Origin of the sequence: Methylophaga sp. OBS4 (genome assembly GCF_026319305.1) — a bacterium.
Taxonomy (GTDB): domain Bacteria; phylum Pseudomonadota; class Gammaproteobacteria; order Nitrosococcales; family Methylophagaceae; genus Methylophaga.
This window is the reverse complement of sequence record NZ_JAPDMV010000015.1, coordinates 41,091-68,038: the sequence shown is the minus strand read 5'-3', so window position 1 is coordinate 68,038 and position 26,948 is coordinate 41,091. Positions and strand designations below refer to the sequence as shown.

General features: G+C 49.1%; 27 protein-coding genes. 11 read left to right on the top strand and 16 right to left on the bottom strand.

The features are described from left to right. The 3 genes from OMP95_RS06450 to OMP95_RS06440 all read right to left on the bottom strand — a co-directional run. The coding region (locus tag OMP95_RS06450; RefSeq protein WP_416234634.1) for a PAS domain-containing protein at nucleotides 1–801 on the bottom strand (801 nt) is incomplete at its 3' end. A gap of 31 nt (nucleotides 802–832) precedes the next feature. Next, nucleotides 833–4,450: an EAL domain-containing protein gene (locus tag OMP95_RS06445; RefSeq protein WP_266327140.1), complete on the bottom strand. Its 3,618-nt coding sequence runs from the start codon at nucleotides 4,448–4,450 to the stop codon at nucleotides 833–835. A 167-nt stretch (nucleotides 4,451–4,617) separates the two neighbouring features. Continuing rightward, on the bottom strand, nucleotides 4,618–5,562 hold the full coding sequence (locus OMP95_RS06440) for a YbgA family protein (protein ID WP_266327138.1): 945 nt from the start codon (nucleotides 5,560–5,562) through the stop codon (nucleotides 4,618–4,620). Between the two features lie 435 nt (nucleotides 5,563–5,997). On the opposite strand from OMP95_RS06440, the gene OMP95_RS06435 reads away from it, so the two are divergent. Further along, the gene (locus tag OMP95_RS06435; protein WP_266327136.1) at nucleotides 5,998–6,894 is read left to right on the top strand and encodes a TIGR01777 family oxidoreductase; all 897 of its coding nucleotides are present in this window, start codon (nucleotides 5,998–6,000) and stop codon (nucleotides 6,892–6,894) included. Nucleotides 6,895–6,909: 15 nt separating this feature from the next. Next, on the top strand, nucleotides 6,910–7,920 hold the full coding sequence (hemH, locus tag OMP95_RS06430) for a ferrochelatase (protein ID WP_266327134.1): 1,011 nt from the start codon (nucleotides 6,910–6,912) through the stop codon (nucleotides 7,918–7,920). On the opposite strand, the gene OMP95_RS06425 is transcribed toward hemH, so the two are convergent. The 3 genes from OMP95_RS06425 to flgA form a co-directional block, all read right to left on the bottom strand. Continuing rightward, nucleotides 7,921–8,409, bottom strand: a complete 489-nt coding sequence (locus OMP95_RS06425) for a flagella synthesis protein FlgN (RefSeq protein WP_266327132.1) — start codon at nucleotides 8,407–8,409, stop codon at nucleotides 7,921–7,923. Nucleotides 8,410–8,423: 14 nt separating this feature from the next. Next, the gene (gene flgM, locus OMP95_RS06420) at nucleotides 8,424–8,732 is read right to left on the bottom strand and encodes a flagellar biosynthesis anti-sigma factor FlgM (RefSeq protein WP_266327130.1); all 309 of its coding nucleotides are present in this window, start codon (nucleotides 8,730–8,732) and stop codon (nucleotides 8,424–8,426) included. Nucleotides 8,733–8,818: 86 nt separating this feature from the next. Beyond that, the gene (flgA, locus tag OMP95_RS06415; protein ID WP_266327128.1) at nucleotides 8,819–9,517 is read right to left on the bottom strand and encodes a flagellar basal body P-ring formation chaperone FlgA; all 699 of its coding nucleotides are present in this window, start codon (nucleotides 9,515–9,517) and stop codon (nucleotides 8,819–8,821) included. A 138-nt stretch (nucleotides 9,518–9,655) separates the two neighbouring features. Between flgA and OMP95_RS06410 the strand changes: the two genes are divergently transcribed. Beyond that, nucleotides 9,656–10,582: a chemotaxis protein CheV gene (locus OMP95_RS06410; RefSeq protein ID WP_266327126.1), complete on the top strand. Its 927-nt coding sequence runs from the start codon at nucleotides 9,656–9,658 to the stop codon at nucleotides 10,580–10,582. Nucleotides 10,583–10,631: 49 nt separating this feature from the next. On the opposite strand, the gene OMP95_RS06405 is transcribed toward OMP95_RS06410, so the two are convergent. The 4 genes from OMP95_RS06405 to OMP95_RS06390 are packed head-to-tail and all read right to left on the bottom strand — an operon-like array spanning nucleotide 10,632 to nucleotide 15,423. Then, a complete protein-coding gene (locus OMP95_RS06405) occupies nucleotides 10,632–11,759 on the bottom strand; it encodes a DUF4340 domain-containing protein (RefSeq protein ID WP_266327124.1) in 1,128 nt (375 codons plus the stop codon). 44 nt (nucleotides 11,760–11,803) lie between these two features. Continuing rightward, a complete protein-coding gene (locus OMP95_RS06400) occupies nucleotides 11,804–13,717 on the bottom strand; it encodes a GldG family protein (protein WP_266327122.1) in 1,914 nt (637 codons plus the stop codon). A 15-nt stretch (nucleotides 13,718–13,732) separates the two neighbouring features. Next, entirely contained in the window at nucleotides 13,733–14,473 is a 741-nt protein-coding gene (locus OMP95_RS06395) for an ABC transporter permease subunit (protein ID WP_266327120.1), read from the bottom strand. Beyond that, nucleotides 14,473–15,423 carry an ABC transporter ATP-binding protein gene (locus OMP95_RS06390; RefSeq protein WP_266327118.1) on the bottom strand — a complete coding sequence of 317 codons (951 nt, stop codon included), beginning with the start codon at nucleotides 15,421–15,423 and terminating at the stop codon, nucleotides 14,473–14,475. The genes OMP95_RS06395 and OMP95_RS06390 overlap by 1 nt, the downstream gene beginning before the upstream one ends. A gap of 167 nt (nucleotides 15,424–15,590) precedes the next feature. On the opposite strand from OMP95_RS06390, the gene OMP95_RS06385 reads away from it, so the two are divergent. After that, the gene (locus tag OMP95_RS06385) at nucleotides 15,591–16,652 is read left to right on the top strand and encodes a DUF2333 family protein (RefSeq protein ID WP_266327116.1); all 1,062 of its coding nucleotides are present in this window, start codon (nucleotides 15,591–15,593) and stop codon (nucleotides 16,650–16,652) included. Nucleotides 16,653–16,818: 166 nt separating this feature from the next. Next, complete coding sequence (locus OMP95_RS06380) at nucleotides 16,819–17,223, top strand: c-type cytochrome (RefSeq protein WP_266327114.1); 405 nt, start codon at nucleotides 16,819–16,821, stop codon at nucleotides 17,221–17,223. Nucleotides 17,224–17,262: 39 nt separating this feature from the next. Here OMP95_RS06380 and OMP95_RS06375 read toward each other — a convergent pair whose 3' ends face one another. Together OMP95_RS06375 and OMP95_RS06370 are read right to left on the bottom strand one after the other, a co-directional pair. Further along, nucleotides 17,263–18,072 carry a substrate-binding domain-containing protein gene (locus tag OMP95_RS06375; RefSeq protein WP_266327112.1) on the bottom strand — a complete coding sequence of 270 codons (810 nt, stop codon included), beginning with the start codon at nucleotides 18,070–18,072 and terminating at the stop codon, nucleotides 17,263–17,265. Between the two features lie 68 nt (nucleotides 18,073–18,140). Next, a complete protein-coding gene (locus OMP95_RS06370) occupies nucleotides 18,141–19,490 on the bottom strand; it encodes an OprO/OprP family phosphate-selective porin (protein ID WP_266327110.1) in 1,350 nt (449 codons plus the stop codon). 127 nt (nucleotides 19,491–19,617) lie between these two features. Between OMP95_RS06370 and OMP95_RS06365 the strand changes: the two genes are divergently transcribed. Beyond that, complete coding sequence (locus OMP95_RS06365) at nucleotides 19,618–20,688, top strand: substrate-binding domain-containing protein (protein WP_266327108.1); 1,071 nt, start codon at nucleotides 19,618–19,620, stop codon at nucleotides 20,686–20,688. Here the strand turns inward: OMP95_RS06365 and moaC are convergent. Continuing rightward, entirely contained in the window at nucleotides 20,685–21,161 is a 477-nt protein-coding gene (gene moaC, locus OMP95_RS06360) for a cyclic pyranopterin monophosphate synthase MoaC (protein WP_266327106.1), read from the bottom strand. The genes OMP95_RS06365 and moaC overlap by 4 nt on opposite strands. 46 nt (nucleotides 21,162–21,207) lie before the next feature. Here moaC and moaD point away from each other — a divergent pair, with 46 nt between their 5' ends. Genes moaD through OMP95_RS06345 form a run of 3 tightly spaced genes read left to right on the top strand, consistent with a single transcriptional unit; the run spans nucleotide 21,208 to nucleotide 22,278 of the window. Continuing rightward, nucleotides 21,208–21,435, top strand: coding sequence for a molybdopterin converting factor subunit 1 (gene moaD, locus OMP95_RS06355; RefSeq protein WP_266327104.1), 228 nt, complete (start codon nucleotides 21,208–21,210; stop codon nucleotides 21,433–21,435). 1 nt (nucleotide 21,436) lies between these two features. After that, nucleotides 21,437–21,892, top strand: a complete 456-nt coding sequence (locus OMP95_RS06350; RefSeq protein WP_266327102.1) for a molybdenum cofactor biosynthesis protein MoaE — start codon at nucleotides 21,437–21,439, stop codon at nucleotides 21,890–21,892. Next, nucleotides 21,889–22,278: an MAPEG family protein gene (locus tag OMP95_RS06345; RefSeq protein WP_266327100.1), complete on the top strand. Its 390-nt coding sequence runs from the start codon at nucleotides 21,889–21,891 to the stop codon at nucleotides 22,276–22,278. The genes OMP95_RS06350 and OMP95_RS06345 overlap by 4 nt, the downstream gene beginning before the upstream one ends. Nucleotides 22,279–22,304: 26 nt before the next feature. On the opposite strand, the gene OMP95_RS06340 is transcribed toward OMP95_RS06345, so the two are convergent. The 3 genes from OMP95_RS06340 to ubiD form a co-directional block, all read right to left on the bottom strand. Next, nucleotides 22,305–23,288 carry a zinc metalloprotease HtpX gene (locus tag OMP95_RS06340; RefSeq protein WP_266327098.1) on the bottom strand — a complete coding sequence of 328 codons (984 nt, stop codon included), beginning with the start codon at nucleotides 23,286–23,288 and terminating at the stop codon, nucleotides 22,305–22,307. Nucleotides 23,289–23,458: 170 nt separating this feature from the next. Next, nucleotides 23,459–24,040, bottom strand: coding sequence for a MarC family protein (locus OMP95_RS06335; RefSeq protein WP_266327096.1), 582 nt, complete (start codon nucleotides 24,038–24,040; stop codon nucleotides 23,459–23,461). 56 nt (nucleotides 24,041–24,096) lie between these two features. Further along, the gene (gene ubiD, locus OMP95_RS06330; RefSeq protein WP_266327094.1) at nucleotides 24,097–25,563 is read right to left on the bottom strand and encodes a 4-hydroxy-3-polyprenylbenzoate decarboxylase; all 1,467 of its coding nucleotides are present in this window, start codon (nucleotides 25,561–25,563) and stop codon (nucleotides 24,097–24,099) included. 453 nt (nucleotides 25,564–26,016) lie between these two features. On the opposite strand from ubiD, the gene OMP95_RS06325 reads away from it, so the two are divergent. Next, complete coding sequence (locus tag OMP95_RS06325) at nucleotides 26,017–26,316, top strand: hypothetical protein (protein WP_266327092.1); 300 nt, start codon at nucleotides 26,017–26,019, stop codon at nucleotides 26,314–26,316. 86 nt (nucleotides 26,317–26,402) lie between these two features. Continuing rightward, a complete protein-coding gene (locus OMP95_RS06320; protein WP_266327090.1) occupies nucleotides 26,403–26,885 on the top strand; it encodes a C40 family peptidase in 483 nt (160 codons plus the stop codon). Nucleotides 26,886–26,948: the final 63 nt, after the last annotated feature.

Sequence of the window (26,948 nt, the reverse complement as noted above, 5' to 3'; positions counted from 1 at the left end):
CACTTGTTCACACTTCTTATTGACATACTCAATGCACCCGCGAGCATCAGTGATCAAAATTGGATTGGGGCTGGACTCTACTGCCCGGGACAACTTGAGCATATGCCCCTGGCTTGATTTGAGTTTCTGGTTAGCAATGACCAGTTCTTGAGTACGTTCCTGCACCAGAGCTTCGCGCTGGGCCATCTCCAAATTAAGCTCATCAAGCAAGTGTTGATTTTTTTCCTGCAGCAGCAAACCCTGAACAATGTTGCTATTGGCCCGTTTTGCCAATGACAACATCAGACAGAAATAGGCAATAAAGGCAAAGGTCAGAAAATACACCAGGTTTTGCGCTTCTGTGGTGTGAATCTGATAAGTCGACATTGACGTCAAAAAAATAACCTGAGGCACCGTATAGACCAAAAATGCCGGAAACCAGGCTGATAGAACGGGGACAGCTGCCGCCACCACCGTACTGATCAGGATATAAAACAAGGTATTGATCTGGATATCATCAATAAGAACATAAAAAATACTTGAACTTCCCCAAACCACGCCCACCAGCAAGGTGAGAATGACGTATGCACGAATCCACGTCAGGGGATTTATTGCCGCTTTATGAAATTGCGTTTTAAAGCAATACAATAGTCCGAGTCGCAAACAAGCCAGAATACTGATCGCGAAGCTCCATATCATCAGTAATGTGGCATGGGCATGATCAGCAAACAGGCTGTACATCAAGATGGCGACACCGATAACGGTTGCATTTGAAAAGAGTGCCTGTTGATAAAGTAACGAAGCTTGATGCTTCAGTATCACTTGTTCATCCCTGCTCATGGTTTGCTGACCACTACATTAAATTGCTGAGAATATCATCAATCGGAACGGGTTTTCCAATAGCATAACCCTGGACGAAGTCCACACCGATCTCACGCAGTTTTTCGAGGATCTCCTCTTGTTCTACAAACTCTGCAATGGTTTTTAGCCCCATCACATGCCCAATCTCGTTGATTGACTTCACCATTTCAAAATCCAATGGGTCATTCAGCATATCTTTAACGAACATGCCATCTATTTTCAGTGAATCTACCCGCAGTTTTTTCAAGTAGGCAAAAGAAGACAGACCGCTGCCAAAATCATCCAACGCAAAACGCGTTCCGAAACGCCTCAGCGTCTCGATAAAATTGGTCGCCGCACGCAGATTGGCAATCGCCGCCGTTTCAGTAATTTCAAAACTGATTTTTTCCGCCGGGATATCTGTTTTGTTCAACTGCTGAATAATAAAGTCCAGCATTGATTCATCGCCCAATGTGAGTCCGGACAAATTAATGGAAATCGTGGCGATATGATTAAGCTTGTCCGCGTGCTCGGTAATCCAGCGCAGCGTGTTTGTCATTACCCAGCGATCGATTCGGGTAATCGAGTTATAACGCTCCGCGGCAGGCAGGAATGCTCCGGGGGGTGAGATTTCACCATCACGGCGCTGCATCCGTACCAGTATTTCATAACTGATATTCAAATCCGGATTGAGTAATGGCTTTATCGGCTGAGCATAGAGCAGAAAACGATCATTATCCAAAGCTTCACTGATTTCAGCACTCCAGTGAATTTCACCCCGACGCTGCTGCAGCCGTTCGCTGTCCTCCCGATGTACTTCCACCCGGTTTCGTCCTGCATCTTTAGCAGCATAGCAAGCCGTATCAACGTTACGCAGCGCATCATTACTGTTTTGCGTAAACTGATCAATGATGGCAAGACCGATGCTCCCGCCAATGATAAAAGTATAATCCTGCCAGTGGAAACGAAAGTCTTGCAGCAACTGCAGAATCTGTTCACAGGCATGAAAGGCCTGATCAATGGCACAGTGTTCCATCAGAATCGCAAACTCATCGCCGCCGAGACGGGCAATCGTATCGCGCGAACGGACATTACTCAGTAATAAAGCACCGATTTGGCGTAATAATTCATCACCGGCAATATGCCCGCATGTGTCATTGACGACCTTGAACTGGTCCAGATCAAGAAAACACAGCGCATGTTCAGTCTGATTATGCTTGGCTGTCTGAATCACCCGCTCAAGACGTAAATCAAACTCTTGACGATTTATCAGCCCCGTCAGTTGATCGTGGGTGGCTTGGTAAGATGTTTTTTCGCTCAGCCTGCGTGCTTCAGTAATATCGACCTGGGTTGCAACAAAATGGGTGACCTGTCCCGCCTTATTGAGCATCGGTGCAATCAATTCCTGGGCCCAGTACAAATCGCCGTTCTTTTTCCGGTTTTGCAATTCACCGCACCATTCACGGCCGGCATTGACGGTTTCCCATAATTCCTGGTAAATGTTCGGCGCATTAATTCCTGAATTAATGAGATCCGGCCATTTAGCCATAGCTTCTTCCTTACTGTAGCCGGTAATAGCCGTGAATTTGGGATTGACGTATTCTATATTGCCGTCCTTGTCCATGATGATCACAGCATTCGGGCTGTGCTCTACAGCCAGCGACAGTTTCTCCAGCTCCAGGCGCGAGGCTTTGATATCAGTAATGTCATGGGCAATGCCCTCCACACCAATGATTTCTCTGGATTCGTTATAGCTCGGCATTTCTGTAACCGCCAGTGTATGCAACTTGCCGTCTTTACTAAAAATTTCCACCTCGTAATTGGATTTTTTACCGGACAGGGTCTGCTGAGTATAAGCCTCAACCTTTTGATTGAGTTCGGTATCCGGCATATAGGTTGCGTAATGACTGAGAAACTCGTCCTGTGAATAGCCCAGGATGGATTCAACAGAAGGACTGACATAGTGGAAAAAACCATCATAATCATGGCTGTATAAGAAATATTCATCCTGAATATTTTCCACCAGGCGACGATATTTTTTCTCACTGACGGCTAAAAGTTCAGCATGCTTATTCAGCTTATTTGTTTTTTCAGTCACTTCATGTTCAACCAGATCATAACGGCCTGTCATCGTCATCAACCAGATACCGGTGAAGCTGAACAAAAACAACGCCGCCGTCACAATCCAGTAAAACGACCAACTGGAATAGGTCGTTAAAAACAAAGGTGACGGATAATAATCGATCCGCCACTGGCCATTAGCATGACTGATAATGCGTGAGGCCTTATAAACGATCGGGCGATAGAGACGTTGCTGCTCTTGTTGGGAGGTACTGTCATAGAGCAATCCACCATCGCTCAGATTGGTCACAGCAAACTCGACCCAGGTATAAGACTGAGAGCGATAAAGCTGTTCGAAAAGCTGGTCATATTGCACGACGTACAACACAAAACCACTCTTTTGGTCCTTGATTCTTGTTACCGGCAGCAAATGAATAAATTTTTTATCCGCATCTTTGATATAAGGCATCAGCTGCGACATATCGATCAAGGAAACACCGCCCCCTAACAAAGACCGGCATAATTGATATTTGCCCCCCGAGCAGAGGTCAACGCCTTTCATACTCGCCGGATTGCTGCCTGTATTAGCAAAACTTTGTGCGTATTTGATGACAAAAAAAGACTCCCCGGCTGCCGCAGTTTGCCAATCACCACTGGTTTTATCGAACTGTTTAACTTTGCTGCCTGTCGTTTGTTCAAATAGGTCGCGCTCATCGCCTGATATATGTTCAACCCAGACGACCGTCTCAATATTGTGCTGATGTACAGAAAAGTCCTGTAGATAATGCTCGAATTCCTGCTCGGTGACTTGCTCACTGTTGCGGAAATAGGCCGACATGGATTGCAGCAAACTCCGCTGATAAGTCAGTTCGTTGTCAATCAGGGAATTCATCAGGCTTACATTGGCTTCAAACCGGGTCTGGTTAAGGGCATTATCCTTGTCACGGGCAATGGTCAGTATCACCAGCAACAACACAAATAACAGCATCACCGGCAAAGTGACAGTGAGAATGCGTGCCTGCCAGACAGCTCTGGGTTTGGCACACAAGGTCAGCACCACCGGGGTAAAAATCACAATACCCATCGCCGTGCCCATCCACCAGAGAAGGAAAGCATTTATCGTGCTGGAAGCGGCGAGGGTGCCGAACAGAAATTGCCCGCCAATAGTCAACAAAGCCGAAGGAAAAGGGGCAACAACAGCAGCCAACAAAAAGAACTTGATGATGTGCCGCTCTCTAACCAAAGATGACGGCCAGATGCCATAACGCAGTAAAAGCCAGCGAGCAAAGAAGGCCACCATCATTGACTGCGTGCCAAGCACCACGGCTATGCTGACAGCCTGGAGACTACCGATGCCAAATATATCCAGCCCGATCAGCAAGTCTCCCAGAAAAGCCCCCGGCAATAAGCGATAGCCCCAGATCAAAACTGCGGCAACAGCAATCCCTGCCGGCACCCATAGCGGCGTCGCCCCAACCGGTGGCAGTGACAGAAAACCGATCAGCTTGCCGCTGAGGTAATATGCCGCCGTCAGTAAAAGGTTGCTGATAATGACTTTCTTCAGATCCACATCAATCCCTGATTATTGCCATGTCCCCAGAGTGTAGCCCAGATTTAACATTTCAGGCAGTCGCTATACCGGAAATGGTCTCAAAATCAGCAAACGCAGCATCGGCGAGTGCAAGCAGAAGTGGTGCAGGAATGTACCGCTTACAAAGCTAAAAACATCATTTTGTTCTAAATAGTATTACGCAAACTCAAATCATCCGGATAGGGATGCAAATAAGCTTGTTGAGCAATATAAGGATCCGGGTGGTTATTGAAATGATGTTTCAGCAGCGTGACCGGTACGATAAGCGGTACCTGCGCAGTACGATATTGCTCGATAATCTGAGCCAACTCGGCTTTTTCCCGGCTGGATAAGACTTTTTTCAAATATCCCTGCAAATGCATCAAAACATTGGTATGGGTTTTACGTGAGGCCAAAGTCTTAAATACTGTCATCAGCGCAGCAAAATAACGTTCGCCCAAGTCATCCGGATCATGTTTGCCTGCTTCTGCCAGCAGTTGTCCGAGCTCCGTGTATCTGGAGGGTGAATGCGCCATCAGACAGTATTTGTAGCGGACATGAAAATTCAGAATACCCTGATAGGTCAGCCCCTCTTTTTTCAGCGCCTGCCAGTTGGCATAGGCAAACACGCGAGTAACAAAATTCTCCCGCAGCAATGGATCGCAGAGTCTGCCCGACTCTTCAACCGGTAATAGCGGATACGAATCAGTAAAGGCTTTTGCATACAAACCGCGTCCCGGCGCTTGGGCCGGATAGCCGTTGTCCTGATAGACCTTGACCCGGAACAAGCCGCAACTAGGTGAGTTTCTCATAAAGATATAGCCAGAAAGATCGTGGTGCTCCATGGCTTTGCGGCGACCGAAGTCAGACAAATCGCGGGTATATTCGATTTGCTCATCATGCACGGCCACGGCCCGGGGTTGCGCCACGTCACCGATCAGCCGAATCGGTTTACGCGGAATACTCATACCGATACCGACTTCGGGACATTCCGGCACAAAATCGAAATAACGTGACAGACTGTCCGTCGCCAGACGCAGATGTTTGTGCGTGCCATCATAACGGACTTCCTGCCCCAGTAGACAACTGCTGATTCCGACTTTAATTCGCATGGCATACCACTCAAAATAAGCTGGATAAATTATTCTGGATAATGACAGGATCTCAGGATCTATCGACGTTTCGTCTTCACCACTGCTGGCGGCTCATTGTGTCCGGCAAGACGTAAAGAGCATAATGTAGTTATTCTACATAAGTGATTAACAACAATGCTGGGCGCAAAAATAGTCCCGGCCTTGCGGATTGTGTTTGAAAAGTGCTGCTCTTCATTTGAAATCACCACAAAAACGTCCGGTACGTTTTTGAGCGTAACCCCGCAAGGGGCGGGATGCAAGGCTGTATCTCGCAAATCACATTCCTCGCGCCTTGCTGGACACTTTTCCAAAACACAACCAAAGCGAAGACGAAATATCAACAGACCGTGACATCGGGCAAACTTTAATAAGCAACTGTGTTCTATAAATTCATCATATGCAGAGGGAACCGATATGAATTATCTGATTACTGGCGGCACCGGTCTTATTGGCACAGCTATTTGCAGACAATTACTGGCCGCAGGCCACACTGTTATCGTACTCAGTCGCAACCGCAGTAAAGTACATCGGCAATGCGGTCCTGCCGCAATAGCGATAACTGATCTCAATGAAATTGGGGAACATGAACAGCTTGACGCCGTGATCAACCTGGCCGGGGCGCCGATAGCCGATGCCCGCTGGAGCGACCGGCGTAAAGCTGAGCTGGAACAAAGCCGTGTCAATTTAACGGAAAATATGGTCAACTGGCTCGGCTCGCGTACCGAAAAACCGCAATGTCTTATCAGTGGCTCGGCGGTAGGCTGGTATGGGAATCAGGGAGAGGCTGTGCTGACTGAAGACAGCGGCTTCAAAGATGAATATGCACACCAACTTTGTCAGCGCTGGGAACAGTCAGCTTTGGCAGCGAAAACCCTGGGCATTCGTGTCTGCATCGTACGTACCGGACTGGTTCTGGCTGCTGAAGGCGGTTTTCTGAAACGCATGCTGCTGCCATTCAAGCTGGGACTGGGCGGACGTATCAGTGCGGGCAATCAGTTCATACCCTGGATACATCTCACGGATATTGCCAATCTGTTTATTTTCCTGAGCAAACAGCCGGATGCTAAAGGTGTGTTTAACGGCACGGCACCTGCGCCGGTCACCAATGCTGAATTCACCCGCATACTCGCAGCCAGTCTGCACAGACCAGCTGTAATACCGGTGCCGGCCTGTATGTTGAAACTGCTGCTGGGAGAAATGTCTGAATTATTGCTGGGCAGCCAGCGCGCCGTCCCGCAAAAAGCACAGGCAAGCGGTTTTCAGTTCCAATATACTGATGTTTCGACTGCACTGCGTGATGTACTTCAATAACAAGAACGGAAATTCATGACAAAAAGAGCTGTATTACTTGCCAATCTCGGTTCTCCCGACCAACCCGAAACGCAACCGGTAAGACGTTACCTCAATCAATTTCTGATGGATCCGTATGTCGTTCAGCTGCCATGGCTACTGCGCAGACTGATCGTCAGCCTGTTTGTATTGCCAACACGCCCCAAAGCATCTGCACACGCCTACCGCAGCGTGTGGATGCCACAAGGTTCTCCCTTGATCGTATTATCGGAAAAGCTCAAATCCGCGCTGCAGCAGCGAATCGATCTGCCGCTGGAGATCGCCATGCGTTATGGCAGCCCCAGTATCGAACAGCAATTGTTAAAACTGGCCGCGGACAAAGACATTTCCGAAGTCTTATTTATTCCGCTCTACCCACATTTTGCTGACAGTACCGTCACCACATCGGTCGCAGAAGCCAAACGGGTAATCAAAAAACACAAACTGGATATACTGCTGCGTGTCGTCCAGCCGTTTTACGATAATCCGGATTATATTCAGGCTTTAGTGCGTAGCGCCCAACCCTACCTGGATCAGGATTACGACCATATCGTTTTTAGTTATCACGGTCTGCCCGAGTCGCATATCACCAAACTCGACAAAAGTCGCCAGCATTGCCTGAAACAGGAGCATTGTTGTCAGGTTGCTCACCCTGCTCACAAGACCTGTTACCGCCATCAGGTCATGCGTACCACCCAATGCTTTGCCATGCAGGCAGGGCTTGCCAGCAATCGTTACTCTGTCGCATTCCAGTCACGCCTGGGGCGGGCCAAATGGCTGGGACCCAATACTGAAGATAAACTGGCAGAATTGGCGGCTAACGGTGTCAGGAACGTTTTGGTGATTTGCCCGGCGTTTGTGACCGATTGTCTGGAAACGTTGGAAGAAATCGCCATACGTGGTGAAGCAGTGTTTCAAAAAGCCGGTGGCGATTCTTTGACACTGATACCTTGTATGAACGACCACCCGTCCTGGGTTGAGGTCCTGGCTGACTGGTGTCGGCAGTAGTTAAACCCGTCCAATCAATGGCTGACGGACAACCTGACTGGTATATTCGCCGCCGGGGCCGTAGGCACCGGTTTCAGGGTCGCGTCCGCGCAGGATACTCAGGGCTCTGACCAGATATTGACGATTCACATTCACAATACCACCGTTGATTTGATTATCGTCACGGCAACTGCGCGCCACCGTGCGTAACTTGCTCAGTAACGGGGTGAGTTTGTAGGCCTCGGCCTGAGGCAGATTGGCAATAAAGGCTTCCAGCCCAGACTTGCCGTTTGGGAATCCGGCGGATTTAAGCAATTGCTCCCGCTGGCGTCCAAGCTGTTCCAGCTGCACGATAAACGGTTGTTTCTGCTGGGTCAGCTGATGGATCAGGTTGAGATCTGCCGTTTTCAGCGCTTCGCGCTCTTGCTGCAGCAGTTGTGACAATTGCGAAGAAATGTTCAACTCCGCTTGCAGAATTGAACTCAGTTGTTGCATCGGGTTCATCGACATGAGGCATGTCCTTGTTAGAAATCACCCTCAAAATCAATCATTTTTCGTGCCAACTCCTGGCTATCAATTTGATATGAACCGTTTTCGATGGCTGCTTTTATTGCGTCAACCCGCGACTTGTCGACTTCCGGCAAGTCGGCTACTGTTTGCTGCAAAGCCTGCAACTGGGTGGCAGTATCGGTCAGACTGACCTTATCCGGCTCAGTATTAGGCGCCGCTGTTACCGGCTTTGCCTCTGCGGCGCGATTGCCGCGCTCGGCCACATTGCGCGGCGGATTTACGCCCGGCTGCAAAGGTGGTTTGATGTTATTAATTTCAGACATTGTGCCTGTCTCCAATCAGCTTGTGACCAGTGTATCGGTCAACTCGTAAAAAAGTTGAGTCTTTTCATCAATTTTTTCAGCCTGTATCACATAGTCACTCTGACAATTCCGCGGGCATAAACTATCCCTTCCACTACTCGTTGTGATGAGCTGTTTTTAACTTTGACCTTTTCGCCCATGCTGGCATCCTCCATCGCCGTACCATTCATACGTACTTCCATTGATCCCGCACTGGCGACCAGAATAATCTGTTCGCCGCGGCGCACAATTTTTTCACTTTTCAGGCTGCGCGGCGGCAATACCATGCCCATTGCCAACGGATATTTTAACTGCTGTCCCAGCACCTGCTCCGTTGTCTGCAGATATCCCTGCCGCAAATCACCGATATTCATCGGCTCTAGTTTGATATCCGTAGCGCCAAGCCGCTGGTTAGCCGCCAGTGGCCTCGCGGCAACGACCACATCACGCATCACTTTCACTTTGACCGGCACATACACCGTCCACTCAACAGGTGCATTACAACGCACCCCGATAGTCCGATTGCCCAGCGTGTTGGAGACCGAGCTGGAAAATGCCTGCAGCGGTGTTTCACAAGCTTGCAGCCGCAACCGGTTATCCAGCGGCTCAACGATAATCTGCGGATTATCATAGCTGGCCTGGGCATCATTGACGGCGTGAATATAGGCGGCCTGTTCAATCTGTGCCAAGGGTTGTAATGTCTCTGCCTGCACGGCATGTGTCAAAAATACGGCACAGACCAGACAGAATAAAGAGCGAATTGTCATGGCTACTGACCTCTGCGGCGTTATTCATAATAAGATTCAGCTTAAGCTTTGCAAAGTCCATGCCCATTAACTTGGAGAAATATTTTAAGTAATGAGCCTTTATGCCGATAGCCAGAACGAATATTTACAGGAGTAATTATGAGCAGCAGTATTATTGATGGCGTCGACCAACGCACCCAACTCGCCGGTAATAACCGGCTGGAATTATTGTTATTCCGACTCGGTGGTCAACAGCTATATGGCATTAACGTTTTCAAAGTACGTGAAGCGATTCCCTGTCCCGCTTTAACCCAGATGCCACATGCTCATCCCGTGATTCGCGGTGTTGCCTCGGTGCGGGGTCAGGCTGTCAGTTTCTTTGACTTATCCAAAGGCATAGGCCGACGCGGTGTCGACAACACAGAGAACAGTTTTGTAATTTTGACCGAATATAACCGCTCGGTTCAGGGCTTTCTGGTCAGCGGCGTGGATCGCATTATCAATATCAGCTGGTCGGAAGTCTTGCCGCCGCCGCCCGCTTCCGGCACCCGCAATTATATGACCGCCATTACCAAAGTCGATGATCAGATCGTGCAGATTATTGACGTGGAACAGGTACTGGCTGAGGTATTGGGGATCAGCAGTGAAGTATCCTCCGAACTTGTGAGTGACTTCAGTGACCAGAACCAGGAACGGAGAAAACATATTCTGGTTGCCGATGATTCCAACGTGGCGCGCAATCAAATCAAACGTACTCTGGAGCAAATCGGCCTGGAGACAACGGTGACGCGCGACGGTAAAGAAGCCCTGCAGCAACTCAAAACCTGGGCGGCTGAAGGCATTGACGTGGCTGAGCATGTAGCCTTACTGATTTCAGATATTGAAATGCCGGAAATGGACGGTTATACACTGACCGCCGAGATCCGCAAGGATCCTCAACTCAAACACTTGCGGGTTTTACTTCATACCTCCATGAGCGGCACATTTAACTCAAGCCTGGTCGAAAAAGTCGGGGCCGACAGATTTCTGCCCAAGTTTTCTGCTGATGAACTGGCCACCGAAGTGCAGGCGATGATCGCAGACTGACGCCCCTGTTTTACGGAATCAAAAAAGGCTCCCGAGGGAGCCTTTTTTATTAGCGTGGACCGAAGCCGGTCATATCAGGCGGCATCGGAATCACATTTGAACGTTCCGTCACCATATCGGCGCGCGCCCGCATCAGGTTGGTGCCGACAAAACCGCTGACCCGGTAAACCCAGGGCTGCAGCTTCTCATTGAGTTTTGCCACCTCTGCCCGTACCTGTTCCGCAGTTTTCAGCACCTCCAGTTTCTGAATGTCTTCTGGTGCTTGTTTGACCGCTGAGGCATCATATTCTGCAGAGAAAGTCGCATAATAGAAACCGTCGTTGAATGAAGTTTCAGCCGTCACCACCAAGCCGTCAAAAGTAAAGAATCTGGCCGTCACCACTTCAGCGTCACCACGGGAGAATTCAGCTACCGGTTGGACCTCCTCCATGCGTAATTGATGTAAAGCACCGGCGATGTCATAACCAAGCTGCTCGTATTTGAATACCGTTCTATCACGGCTTTCCGGTGTACCAAATTTGTCTTTCTCACCCAAATTAACCAGCACCGCCTTGTCGCCAGCAGGCTGAATAATTTCTACCCGGGCAATGCGTTCGCGTGCCAGGTTGATGACTTCCCCCTGAATCCAGTTGAGCATCACCGGGCTGATTTGCAAATAGCCTTCTGCCAGCCAGGCACGCTCTTCTCCTGTGCGTCGTACGTAAAATTGTTTGGGGCCGGTCAGAGAAGTCACTTCACGCTGATTACCCACAATCAGTCCAGCCACCTCTTCATTGTCATCCAGCAAGGTCACTTGCAGTGATTCACCACCCGGCACTTCCGGTTCGGCTCCTTCAACTCCCAGCACAACATGCTCATCAGGATTAGCGGTTTTACGTTCCAGGATTTTCGCTTCTGACATATCAATCAGCATGCGTTTGACGTCATCAAAGTTAGCCGGGTAATTGTAGTATTCGCGAATAAACCAGTCTTCACCTTCACGGTATAACGTGAATTCATCTTCACTGCTGTTGAACTTGATATTATCTACCTGGCTCAGTTGTTCATATAAATCCGGGAACAACAGGGTAAAGTCATCTGTACTGTCTTCAGCACGGTAGATACTTACCAGTGCCAGCAGTACCATCACCACCGTGATAATGAACAAAATAGTCAGACTGTTTAGTTTTTTTGTCATCTTTTACAACCTTAATTGTCGGGTCACGCGGTTCGTATTTCCGTTTACTGCTGTGAGCGTGCCTTGTTACGCTTACGGATCCGCATCCAGCCGGTGAACACGGCCAGCATCGCAACCAGAATCGGCACCAGACCAATATTGAAGAATTTCAGCCGGGTATCAAGCTGATCAATATCCTTACGAAGATTGGACTGAACCTCGCGCAGTTGCTGCTCGGTTTTGTTAGCCGTCAACCGGAACTGCGCAATTTCTTTTTGCTGTTCGGCTGTCAGGATCTGTTCACCGCTGCCGCTGCGCTCTACTTGCATGCGCGCAATGCGCTGCTGGGTTTCTTTCAGTTTTTTCTGCAATTCACGTTCTTTGGTGCGATAGCGTTTTTCCGCTTCACGTTGCAATGCAATCACCCGATGGAACGGTCTGGAGAAGCCGGCACGGGAACGAACACTGATCAGACCTTCACTGCCTGTCATGTCCTCTACCGAATTGATCAGAAAATCAATATTATTCGATGTGCTGAATGCCAGCTGTTGACCATAAAAATCCTGAGTCTGAACCCAAAAACGATCATCCAGCATATCGACATCGGCAACCGCAATCACATCGATCGGCTGTTTTGCAGTATCGATATGGCCCGGCATTTTCACCTGCTCGCCGCTTTGGTTTTTAGCACCGTCAGGGAAAGCCGTTGTGACCTCACCCTCAACACGAACTGCCATCGGATAACTGATCGTACCGGCTGCATATTTGGTCAGCAGGGCCACTGGATCATTACGGAATTGCACAACCCGTTTGTCCACCAGCATCGATTCATTGCTGGATGACAATAACGGTGTGACGGTAGTTGTGGCATTATCCAGCGTAATAAAACGCCCGGGTGTCGCCAGATTGATTTTGCGCAGAGCAGCGGTAATACGCTGTTCACGGTTGAGATTATCCTCATCCAGCCCCTGCCACAAAACATAATCGATAGGCTGATGATTGGTGCGGGCACCAAAGTCGACTTTAGTCGCCGTTTTGCGATCAGCCACTACGTCAGCACCGGCACGCTCAATACCCCAGGCCGTAAACAATTTATCCATATTGGAGCTGCGTGATGCCATCATCGCCGCCATCGGATTATCCGGATCTTTTTCCGGAATATCCGCTTCAGCATAGGGATCAACAAAAGTCACCAGCTTGCCACCATTGAGCACGTACTGATCGATGGCATACATCGCCATGTCAGTAAATTCTTTCGGATGCACCACGATCAGCACATCGATGCTGGAGGGAATACGGCGAACATCTTTTGGCAATACAGTGACATCAAACATCTGGCGCAACTCGGCCATCATCGCCCAGGGTTTGGCGCCATCGGGGGAGGCCACTTCACCTTTGAGCGGATCGTATTGCTCACCGTCAATCGGCAAAGCACTCATCACGGCCACTGTTTTCCGGTCACGGTTAGACAGCTTGTAAATCAGCTTGGTCAGATCATATTCCAGCGTATCTTCCTTTTCCGGTTGGAAAAACGGAATGGTTTCCACCCCATCCAGCAGGTTGGTACCTGCCAGACCGAAAAACATCGGATCCGCTTCGCCCTCAATAGGTACTGATTGCAAACCATATTGTTTGGCACGTTGTTCGTTATCGGAAAACGGTTGCGGATTCATCACAAACAGACGAATCATGCCGTTGGAAGCACGCTGGTATTCCTGCAACAATTCCTGAACCCGTTGTGCATAGGCCTTCAGACTCGGTAAAGCCTGCGCTACCTGATCCGAATAGTAAAAACGTAAGGTCACGGGATCCTGCATCGACTCCAATACATTGATAGAGCCGTCAGACAGGGTATAAAGCGAATCTTCGGTTAAATCCACCCGGGCAGATTTAAGATTGCCATTGACCACAATATTAAAAGCAACAAACAGAATCACTGCCAGAATCAGACCTGCTGTCGATAGTAGTTGTTTATTCATCGTCGCCATTTTCTCCTAGTCGGCCTTGCGGGCATTGACGATCAGCGCATTGGCAAACAGCCAGATGGCGATCAGTGAGATGAAATACATCATGTCACGCAAATCAATGACCCCTTTGGTAATCGCATCAAAATGTGTCAGGAAGCTGAACGAACTGACCGTTTCAACCAGTGTTTGCGGTGCCCAGCCACTGAAAAAGTCGATAACGATGCCATAACCGCTAAGGACAAATACCAGACTGATAATCAGACTTAAGACAAAGGCGATCACCTGATTTTTGGTAATGGCAGAGATGCATGAGCCAATCGCCAGAAAGCCACCGGCCATCAGCAGACTACCGAGGAAACTGGTTATGATCACACCGTTATCAGGATTGCCCAGATAATTCACCGTGATCCATAGCGGGAAGTTGAGCATTAAAGCCAGGCCGGTAAAAGCCCAGGCTGCGAGAAACTTGCCCAGCACCGCTTCAAATACCGACACCGGCAAGGTCATCAGCAACTCAATCGAGCCGCTTTTACGCTCCTCAGCCCACAGCCGCATCGAAATGGCCGGTATCAGCAAGATATACAGCCACGGGTGCAGAGAAAAGAAAGGATACAAATCGGCTTCGCCACGCTCGAAAAAGTGGCCCACATAAAACGTGGAAAAGCCGGTCAACAACAAAAAAATGATGATAAATACGTAAGCCACCGGCGTCACAAAATAGCCACTGAACTCACGTCTCATAATGAACCAGATATTTTGCATATTCATCAGTTGCTTGTACCTGTAGTTGGCGTTGTGATGGTGCGGAAGACTTCATCCAGACGACCGCTCTCAGCATGCAGGGCATCAATATCCCAACCGTTTGCACGAATTTTTTCCGATAATTCAGCCGTGATCTGACGGCCGTTTTGCGGATAAACCCGGAAGCCGGCATTACCGTTGAGTTGTTCAACTTCTGCAACAAACTCCAGCGAAATGAGGAAACTCTGGAAAGCCTGCTGTTCGATATTGGCAACGTTGACGCAGACCGCATTGTAATAACGTGATTTCGACTCCAGCTCCTGCGGCGTGCCATCGAAACGGATTTTGCCGTTGGCAATCACCACATTGCGGTTACACAGGGCATGCACTTCTTCAAGAATATGGGTGGAGATAATAATGGCCTTGTCTTCTGCCATTTCGTTGATCAGGGTGCGGACTTCATGTTTCTGGTTCGGATCCAGGCCATCGGTAGGCTCATCCAGAATCAACACCGGCGGATTATGCAAAATCGCCTGCGCCAGACCTACCCGGCGTTTGTAGCCTTTAGATAAGGTTTCAATAGGCTGAAACATCACATTAAGAATACGGGCTCTTTCCGCAGCCGATTCCACCGCCCGTTTTTTATCGGCCCCGCTCAAGCCGCGGATATCCGCGATAAATTTAAGAAAACTGTCCGGGGTCATATCCGCATAAGCCGGCGCCCCTTCAGGCAGATAACCCAGATGCGCTTTCACCGCTATCGGATCCCGCAGCACATCATAGCCACATACCCGCACCGTGCCTCTGGTTGGTGTTAAAAACCCGGTAATCATTTTCATAGTGGTCGATTTGCCGGCACCGTTCGGGCCCAGAAAACCCAGCACTTCGCCTTTAGCCACTGAAAATGACACGCCGTCAACGGCTTTTATCGCGCCAAAATGTTTGGCCAGATCATCGATCTCGATTCTTAATGTCATACCTAAAGCGTCCCCCGCTTCTAAAACATTTTTGCAAACGCGTCATTCTCCTTAGATAGGCAAGCTTAAGTCAAGTTTGAATTCCGACCGCATGACGTGTCCCCATTGTTGTTTTAACTGTGCTTAGCGCATAAGCTGTTCTCCATTCCCTCATTTATGAGATTGATATGGCCTTAAAACCTTTTTTCCAAAAAATTCGCAACCTCGGCTGGGCGGTCAGTGACGATATGGCAGACACCGCGACCCGCAGCCGCATTATCAAAATCCTCAGCGTCGGTGCCGGGGTTGTTGTGGTGTTAATGGTTCTGCTGATGCTGTGGTGGAACGTAACCCCGGCCCGGTTTGATCCGGTGGTTAATGCCCAGGACATGGCCGCTGATCATCAACAGCAAACCGTGACGGGGTACACCTCAACCGCCGCCCTGATAACACTCGCACAAACGCTGCTTGATAAATCCGGCGGTTACCTCAGCAATGATGTGATGCCGCCGTCCGTGTGGATGGACAATATTCCTAACTGGGAGTTCGGCGTTTTGGTGCAGATTCGGGACTTCTCCCGGGCATTGCGCAACGATATCAGCCGTTCGCAATCGCAGTCTCGGGAAGATCCTGATCTGGCCATTGCCGAACCCCAATTCAATTTCAATTCAGAGTCCTGGTTATTCCCTCCCTCTGAACGCGAATACCGCAAGGGAATAAAAGCCTTGCAGTCTTATCTCAACCGTCTCAGCCTTCAGGGCGATGAAGCCCAGTTTTATGCCCGCGCCGATAACCTGGCTGACTGGCTGGCTATTGTCGAAAAACGGCTGGGCAGCCTGTCACAGCGGTTAAGCGCCAGTGTCGGTCAGATTCGCATTAATACTGATCTCGCAGGCGATCCTGATGCACATCAATCGACCCCGACAGCTTCTGAAGTCATTACTCAAACGCCATGGAATGAAATAGATGATGTGTTTTTTGAAGCCCGCGGTACAACCTGGGCTTTGATTCATTTACTCAAAGCCGCAGAACATGATTTTGAAGATATTCTTAAGAAGAAAAATGCTTTAATCAGTCTGCGCCAGATTATTCGCGAACTGGAGGCGACGCAGAAAACCGTCTGGAGCCCGGTGATCCTTAATGGCAGCGGTTTTGGTTTGTTTGCTAATCACTCGCTGGTGATGGGCTCCTATATTTCCCGGGCTCATGCTGCCACCATTGATTTACGCACTCTGCTCAGCCAGGGTTAGTGGCATCTGCCAGTCAGGCTATGGCATATCCCATATGGCTGACAGCAAATCACATATTTATGCAATGGTTATTTTGATTACACTTTATGCTAACCGGACAAGGTTAGCTGCCGGTATCAAACTGATAACCATGACAACATAAATAGAATGATGGAGGAACAAGCAGATGTCACCATTTAAAACGCTTAATTTAAGCATTTTAATCCTTACAACAATGCTGGCCGCCCCGTTGACAATGCAGGCAGCAGAGAGCTATCAAGTCAGCAACGGCAATGAACTGGATGCTGAAACCTATCAGGGTTTCAAACTATATAGAAACTGGTGTGCCCGCTGTCACGGCACTTACGGCCAGGGTATGGTCGGACCTAACCTGGCTGAAAGCCTGACTATCATCAGCAAAGATGAATTTTTTACGACTGTGGCTGACGGCAAAACCGGCACCATAGGCAGCATGCCGGCCTGGTCATCTAATCCGCAGGTTATGAACGGTGGTCGTGAACAGCTTTACCGCTATCTTAAAGCCCGTTCCGATGGTGCCATCGGTGAAGTCAAACCGAAAAAAGCCAAATAAAAACAAGGCGGGTTGCGTTATGGCAACCCGCTTATTCAATTATTCGGCTATTAAGGCATCAGGATAAAACAATTGTTGTCCGCCTTTCTGGAAGCCTTTGATAATCGCTTGCCCCTCTTCACCTGTGACAAATTCAATATATTTTTTTGCCAGATCATATTTGATATGGCCGTGTTTTTCAGGGTTCACCGCCATCACATGATAAGGATTGAACAAGGCCTCATCACCTTCGAAAATGACTTTCAAGCTCATCTTGTCTGCATAGGCAATCTGGGTGCCACGATCAGTCAATGCATAGGCCTGTTTTTCATCGGCAATTTTCAATACTGCGCCCATGCCCTGACCCGCTGCGATATACCATTTCCCTTCAGGGCTGATCGCTGCCGCCTGCCACAACGCTTTTTCCTTCTTATGGGTACCGGAATCATCGCCGCGTGAGACAAAGCTAGCCTCGGCCTTGGCAATACGCTGCAATGCTTCCACCGCACTATTTGCTTCAGCAATAACAGCTGGATCCGATTCAGGCCCCACGATCACAAAGTCATTATGCATCACAGCTTTGCGATCGATAAAATCGCCTGACTCGACATACTTAAGTTCAGCGGCCGGTGCATGGACAAACACTACATCGACATCGCCATTGCTGCCAATCTTCAACGCCTTGCCGGTCCCCACCGCGATCACATCAACCTTGGCATCATATTTTTTTTCAAATACCGGGTGTAATACCGCCAGCAGTCCTGAATTATCAGTACTGGTTGTTGTAGAAAGCTTCAGATGCTCCACGGCAAAGGCCGTGGAATTGAGCATAATAAATAAGAAAAACGCCAATATTCTATTTAGTCTCATTACTTTATTCCTTTTGGAAATAATTTAGCGAAATACTCTGGAATTTGATTACCTTGGGAATTTGATAATTAGAAAGCCCATTGGCTACGCAGCTGAAATACTGTCGGTTCTTCGTTATCATGCGTGCCGCCATCAACTTCCAGCACATCGACGTAGTTAGCCGAGAAGCGCAAAGTCGGGGTCGGATACCAGTTCACCCCCAAGGTGACCGCATCGGCTTCACCGCCATCAATATCAGCATCGGTCAAGTCCAGCGTGCTGTATCGCAAAGCCAGCTCCCATGCACCGATACCACCTTCACCGGCATTAGCTTTTGGTGTAATGCCGCCAAAGGCGCCGTTTTTATAGTTGCGTGACTCACCAGTCAGGAAATAACCGGTTTGTACATACCAGCCGTCAAAATCCAGATCAGAGCCACTGTTACGGTTAACCGAGGTGGTGATATATTCCGCCTGCGCTGAGAAAGGCCCTTGCACAGTCGCTATTTCGGCGCCGACTTTGTAAAAATCTTTCACCGCGTCGATAGTGCCGGTATCAACAATATTGATTCCACCGATATGCGTTTCCGGCTGTTGGCGGAACGATGTGGTACCCGCACCGCCGGTATCGCGATAATTCAAACCCAGGCCGACGTGCAGCACGCTGTTTTTTTCATTAACAGGCGCCCAGGTAGCACGGGTACCGGCACCCCAGCCTTCATCCTCATCATGACTACTGCCATTGGTAGCGGTTAATGAATCACCAAATAGGCCAGCCGCCAGCGACCAGTGTTGCTGTTTGGTTGACGCCATCACGCCAATATGACGACCTGCCGCAAAGGCTGAGGGAAGCGCACGCTCATTAAAGGATACAAACTTGGAACTGGTCTGCTCCTGCAGGCTGAACGGATCCTTGAAGTTACCGGCCTTGATTTGCAGATTGTCAAAACCATTGTAGGCCACATAGGCATCAGCAATGCCCTTGCCATTGGCTCCGGTGCTGGCAAAATCATATTGCAGTTTAAAACCCCAGTCCCGATACATGGTGCCTTCAACATAGAGTCTGGCGCGGCGGATTTCAGTACCGTCACCGATGTCAGGATCGCCGCCATAAGTCGCCGCATCAGCCTGCAGCCGGCCACCGATTTTGGTGGAGAAATTACCGTCGCGCGTTTTAACAGTAACCCCACCTTTCACCGCCACTTCGACATCGGAAGGTTTGGTCGCTTCGGCCAGTTTCTTGTCGACCTCAGCTTTTTCCTCGGCAGCCTGACTTTGATTCTGTTCAAGCTCTGCCTTCAAACGCCCATATTGCTCATCGCTGACCATACCGTTTTCGTGGAGCATATTGATCAAAGTTTCTATTTCGGAACCGGCATAAACCGGTGTACTTAAAGCAGCCGCCACACTAGCGGCCAATAACGTTGTTTTTATTTTCATAGGTCATTCCTTGAAAGGGTTAAAATCGTTAATTTGAGATATATGTTATTACTTACATATATTTCAAATAACATGTACAGTTTAATAGGGATTAGATTACTAAAAAATATGTACATTGATTCATATTATGGATATTAAAATAAAATTCCACTGGCAACTTAACCAGGACGGCGAAACTCACAACATCGACACGGTGTTATTTCAAATGCTGGAAGCCGTGCAAACGGAAGGCTCATTAAAAAAAGCCACGGACCGGGTTCGTGTCTCCTATCGGTTTGCCTGGGGACTGCTGGGTAAATGGGAATCCATACTTGGGCAACCACTGGTGATTCTGGAGCGTGGGCGAGGCGCCAGGCTGTCAGCCGCAGGTGAAAAATTGATGCATGCCCACCGTCATCTGTCCGCTTCGTTTTCACCCGAGCTGGACAATTTTGCCACCCAGTTCAAACGCGAGTTCGAAACCGTGTTGGAACATAGTGACGGCGATAGATTTAATATTTTTGCCAGCCATGGTCTTGCTGTCGGCGCGCTAAGGGATCTGATCAATCAACAATCCGGTTTCAAACTCGATCTGCATTTTCATGGCAGTCTGGAAAGCCTGCGTGCTTTACGAAACGGTGAATGTCATATTGCCGGTTTTCATATCCCGGTCGGTGATTTGGGTCATCAGCTATCACCCAACTATCTCAAAATCCTCAGTCCCGACAGCCACCAGCTTATTTACGTAGTCAAACGTAATCAGGGGCTGATGGTGGCTAAAGATAATCCGAAACAAATTGACGAGCTCCATGCTCTGACTCGCGATGATGTGACGTTTATCAACCGGCAAGCTGACTCGGGTACGCGCCTGCTGCTTGATCAATTGCTGGATAAAAATCAGATCGCGGTCAACCGGATCAAAGGCTATTCACACGAAGAGTTTACTCATATGGCCGTTGCGGCTATGGTGGCCAGTGGCGCCGCTGATGCCGGATTTGGTATCGCACCGATAGCGGACAAGTTCAACCTGGAGTTTATTCCGTTGGTTTGGGAGCACTACTGCCTTGCGCTACCACGCGATCTGGCAGAGGATGAACGCGTTGCCGAGATTATATCTTTACTGCAAAGTGACGCATTCCAACAGAAGCTGGCCTGTTTGTCAGGTTATGACTTTTCCCGCTCCGGCGAACTGGTCAGCTTCAAGGAAATATTCGCTTAAGAACGCTGCCAGTGACCGGATTTACCACCGGCTTTTTCCAGCAGTTGAATATCGGTCATCACCATGCCGCGATCAACTGCCTTGCACATATCGTAAATCGTTAATAAGGCTACCTGCACCGCAGTCAAGGCTTCCATTTCCACACCGGTCTGGCCGCTGGTACCGACCTCGGTACGGCAATGCACCGCTGCAGTTGCTTTATCAAGCTCAAATTCGACAGACACTTTGGTCAAAGCCAGCGGATGACAAAGAGGAATCAAATCAGCAGTCCGTTTTGCCGCCATAATACCGGCAATCCGGGCAATGCCGAGTACATCACCTTTTTTGTGTCCGCCCTGTTCGATTAAGGCAAAGGTTTCCGGCAACATCTTAATCGTCCCGGCCGCCACTGCGACCCTGTCGGTCACCGCTTTAGTACCGACATCGACCATATGTGCTTCACCCGCTTGATTAAAATGAGTCAATTCAGACATCGTAAATGTTATCCTTTAATTTTTAATTGCTAAAACGATCAACCAGATGAGTATTCAAGTCAAATTTTTTGCCAGCCTGCGCGAGAAAATCGGTAAGGAACATGTGGCGGTGGCGCAGGCAGCCAATGCTGCCGAAGCATGGGAACTGGCAACCAATAACGCACCCAAACCGGATAATGTGCTGGTTGCCATTAATCTGGAATATGCCCATTTCGACACGCCGGTCCATGATGGTGATGAAGTCGCTTTTTTCCCGCCGGTAACCGGAGGTTGACATGAGCAGTTGGGTGTCGGAGCAACCGTTTGATCCTTGGCAAACCATTAGCCAGCAACAGTCTGCAAACGAACTGTCGGGGCAGTTTGGTGCTATCGCCAGCTTTATCGGCACCATGCGCGATTTCAGCACCCGCCAGGATCTGAGCAAAATGAAGCTGGAGCATTATCCGCAAATGACGGCACGTTACCTGGACAAGCTGGAGCAGCAGGCCAGAGCGCAATGGCCGTTGCTGGATTGCCTGATCGTACACCGGGTCGGTGATATTTATCCCGGCGATCCTATTGTGCTTATTAGCTGCTGGTCGGCTCACCGCCGTGCCGCCCTGGATGCCTGTAACTGGCTGATAGAAGAACTTAAATATCATGCTCCGTTCTGGAAGCAGGAATTCGGTCCGGATGGTGCCCGCTGGGTGGAGGAAAACACCGACGGGCACAGTAAAGAAACATCATCATGATCACTGCCTTGTATACCAGCCTCTGTGCATTGCTTATCGTCAAACTGTCTTCGAATGTCATTACCCTGCGCAGACAATTGCATGTAGGGCTCGGCGATGGCGGTCAGCCAGCATTACAGGCCGCTATCCGTAGTCAGGGCAATGCCACCGAATATATCCCGATCAGTTTGATTCTGATGATCTTGCTGGAATGGGCCGGCGGTCCCTGGTGGCTGATTCATCTTGCCGGCATCACCTTAATCAGCAGCCGTCTGCTCCATGCTTCAGCACTTAAAAACAGTAATGTCAGACGCCGCGTGCTGGGTATGAGAATCACTTTTTACCTGATCATCGCTTTGGCCGCTTTGAATATCTTCTATCTGATAATCGGCTATTTCTCCGGCTGAGCAAAAGCCTGGCTGGTTCAGTTATGCTAGTGCCACGAGCCATTGCTGTGCCAGCGGGGATGGCGGCGCACGGCCGGCTTATCAAACAACGGCGTCGTATTCAGCGGCAGTTCTTCCAGCAAGGAGCGGTCAAAATCCGCCAGATGCGGTTTGAGTGCCATCAGGCGGGCAATGCGCTCGTCGTTCTCCGGATGCGTACGCAGCAGTGAAGGGTCGGGTATGCGCCGTCCCGGCATAAAAATACGTTCCAGCCAGCCGCCCTGAATTTGTTCGATCTTGGCCAGTGCAGAGGCCAGACCATCGGGGTCTCCTGTCAGGCGAACGGCATTCAAGTCAGCATCAAATTCACGGGTGCGTGATAAAGCCAGCTGCGCCATAGCACTAATCGTCGGCGCGAAAATAAGCAATGCAATGGCAAACCAATTTATGGTTTGTTCGGCAAATACAATAAGGGGCAGATTCAGTAACAACAGGGCTTGCCCTACCAGAGACAATAAACGGGTAGTCCGGCTGAACAAATCCGCCAGCCCCATGACCTGCAGATCGTTGTTCCGAATATGGCTGAGTTCGTGTGCAAGTACACCGGCCACTTCTCGCAAGGTCAATTGTCTTAACAGGCCGTCAGTGACCGCAATCACCGACTCCCTGGGAGAACCGACAGCGAAGGCATTGAGCATGCGGCTCGGCACATAGTAAAGATCCGGCCGTTGCGGCAGTTCTGCACGCTCGGCAAGTTGCGACACCACCTCGTCGAGCATCGGTGCCTGATGCGGCCTAATTGGTATGGCATCATACATCCGTATCACCATCCAGGGTGAGATGGACTGATTGAACAAAGTGCCCATAATACCGACCATCAACAGAATCAGGATGCCGGGCGGCCCCCACAGCAGCCAGCCCAATAAGGCAAGAAACCCTTCCATCACCGCCAGCAACATCAACGACTGTACACGATTACGCCAGGCATGCTGCAGCCAGACATTTGAATCGATATTCTGTTTTATCGCCATGCTAGACCACCCTCTGTCAACGCCACTGCATAGACCGCTGCGCCGGGTTTTCATTATTGTTTTTTGCTCAAGACCAGACAGCCTTTCATACATTTTTGAAATATTTTGTACTACTTCGTTCCTTCACCTCATGGACATATTTCTGGCTTTTGACATCATCAGTGAACGAATCAAAACGCCATAAAATCTTTGACCCCCACCAGCATCATATTGACCGCCACCAGATTGAGCAGCAGCCCCATCAGTTTTTCCACAGCTCGAATACCTCGTACCCCCAGCCAGCCACTTATCCGCCGTCCCAGCAGTAAAACGATGCACGTTGCCAGAATGACCAGAAACAAGGCGGCCAGCAACTGCTCAACGCTGGTTTGTTGCTGTGAACGCAGGATCATCACTGCGGTAATGGCCGACGGTCCCGCCAGCGAAGGCACAGCAATAGGAAACAGAAAAGGATCATCCCGATAATCACTATCGAAGATTTCCTTCGCAGAGTGAAAGATCATTTTCAAGGAGATCAAAAAAAGGATAACACCGCCGGCGACCATTAAGGAGGCCTGTTCGATACTCAGATAGCCCAGAACCTGATCGCCTGCCAGCGTAAATACCGTCAGCACGACAAATGCCAGTAGCGTTTCACGCACGATGGTGCGCCGGTAGCGCGCTGGCGGCGAATCGCCAATCACCGCCAGCACAAAAGGCAGATTACCGAATGGATCGATAACCAGAAACAGCAATAGAGCGCTTTCGATCATGCTGCTCTCCCTGATTCACAGACTCATAAACATCAGTCTGCGCTTGTCAGCCTGACTCAGTCCAGCCCCAGCGACTCCCAGATTGTGTCAACTCTTGCTACCACATCCGGATCACGTTCAATCGGTCGACCCCATTCACGATCGGTTTCACCGGGCAGTTTATTAGTCGCATCCATACCCATTTTGGAACCCAGCCCCGACACCGGTGAGGCAAAATCCAGATAATCAATTGGCGTATTTTCCACCAGCGTGGTATCACGAATGGGATCCATACGCGTCGTAATAGCCCAAATCACATCCTGCCAATCACGCACGTTCACATCATCATCGACGACGATCACGAATTTTGTATACATAAACTGCCGTAAAAACGACCACACTCCCATCATCACCCGTTTGGCATGACCGGGATATTGTTTCTTCATGCTCACCACTGCCATGCGATAGGAACAGCCTTCCGGCGGCAGATAGAAATCGACAATTTCCGGAAACTGCTTTTGCAGGATCGGCACAAACACTTCGTTTAACGCCACCCCGAGAATCGCCGGTTCATCAGGCGGACGGCCGGTATAAGTACTGTGATAAATCGGATTTTTACGCTGGGTGATACGTTCAATGGTAAACACCGGAAAGCTATCGACTTCGTTGTAATAACCGGTGTGATCGCCATACGGCCCTTCCGGTGCCATATCATCAGGATAGATAAAACCTTCCAAGATAATCTCGGCATTGGCCGGTACCTGCAAATCATTGCCTATACATTTGACCAACTCGGTCTTACTGCCACGCAACAAACCGGCAAAGGCATATTCAGACAAGCTATCCGGCACAGGTGTAACCGCCCCCAGAATAGTCGCCGGATCGCAGCCCAACACCACACTGACCGGAAACGGCTCGCCCGGATGTTCCTGCTGCCACTCCTTAAAATCCAGCGCCCCGCCACGATGCGATAACCAACGCATAATCACCCGGTTCTTGCCAATCACCTGCTGCCGGTAAATACCCAGATTCTGACGTTCCTTATGCGGTCCTTTGGTGACCACTAAACCCCAGGTAATCAGCGGTGCCGCATCTTCCGGCCAGCATAACTGAATCGGGTAGTTGCCCAAATCAATCTCATCACCTTCCAACACTTCTTGCTGGCAGGCAGCAAATTTCACCACCTTGGGCCCCATATTCAAAACTTGTTTGAACACCGGCAACTTATCCCAGGCATCTTTCATGCCCTTGGGTGGTTCGGGTTCTTTCAAAAAGGCCAGCAATTTACCCACTTCACGCAGGGCATCAACACTCTCTTCGCCCATGCCCATCGCCACCCGTTTGGGTGTACCGAACAGGTTCACCAATACCGGTATTTCACTGCCTTTCGGATTTTCAAATAACAATGCAGGACCACCAGCACGTAACACACGGTCAGCAATTTCGGTCATTTCCAGAGCCGGATCGACTTCGGTCGTTATGCGTTTTAATTCGCCCTGTTTTTCGAGTCCGTCGATAAAGTCACGTAAATCAGTGTATTTCATTAATCTGCTTTGTTCTTATTGGGTGGAGGTAGCTTATCAGTTTCACAGCCAGTTTGAGAAAGTGAAGTCGTCTGAAAGCATCAGGCTCAACCGATCGCTCGTTGCCAGTCGATATAAAAATATGAAATAGTTAGACTCCTTAGGATGAAACCAATCAAGCTTGGTTCCATGATTTACTCAATCTTTATCGTATTTAAATCAGGGAACAGAATGATCGAGAAGGTTATCTGGAAATCATCCGTACAATTCGTCCTAAAATAGCAGATAAAATATAATGCGCGGGTTGGGTTGAGGCACAAAACCCAACATTTTCATTACCCTAGATACGAGCATTCCTCAATTACGCATTGGATGAAACAGGAATGCTTCAGCACCTAATCTTGCAATGAAATTCCTCACAAAAATATATTTAAAGCCTTGAAGGTTCCCAAAAAGTGAACGATGGTGATTGTTATGAGCCAATTAAGCGCAGCCCTTTTTACAGAAACCCAGCAACGGGTGCTGAGCTTGTTATATGGGCAACCTCAGAAAAGTTTTTATACCAAGGAAATATTGCGTTTGACGGGTATGGGTGTAGGTACCATCAAACGTGAGCTGGATCGCATGCATAAAGCGGGCATTTTGACTTTGCAAAAGGTGGGAAATCAACATCACTATCAAGCCAATCCACAGTGCCCGATTTATCACGAGTTGATTGGTATCGTTAAAAAGACGATTGGCTTGGTTCGATTAAATGGAACACTTCCCTTTTAGCCCAACAAGACTAATACCTACTTCACACAAACAAGACGTAGTCAACGATAGGATATAAATCAGTTTTGGGAGGTATCATCACATCTATGTCTTGTTCTAAGCTTTTTTGGTTATTCTGCTTGTGTGCTTTAACGGCATGCAGCACTACGCCTACACAACCAATAAAAACGGCAGCACGCACTGATTCCGTTACCAGCCAAGTATTGGATAACGCTTATTCATGGTTAGGCACACCGTACCAATATGGCGGCACAACTAAAGCGGGAATAGACTGTTCAGGTCTGGTCCATGAGGTGTATTCGCAAGTGAAAATTGCACTGCCTCGCACGGCGCAGCAACAATCCAGATTAGGCAATACGATAACCAAAAATAAAGCCATGTCAGGAGATTTAATCTTTTTCCGAACCTCTGACCGTAAGATTTATCACGTTGGCATTATCAACAAAGTTCAAGGTAATAAACTTAGCTTCATCCACTCATCAGAATCTAAAGGCGTCATTATCAGCTCTTCAGACAACGTTTATTGGAAGCCGCGCATCGTGAAAGTGGTAAGGGTAATTAATCAATAATAAAACGTAGTTGGATTGAGACAAAAACAACGAGGTTTAATTCAGTTAGTTTGTGTTTATTAG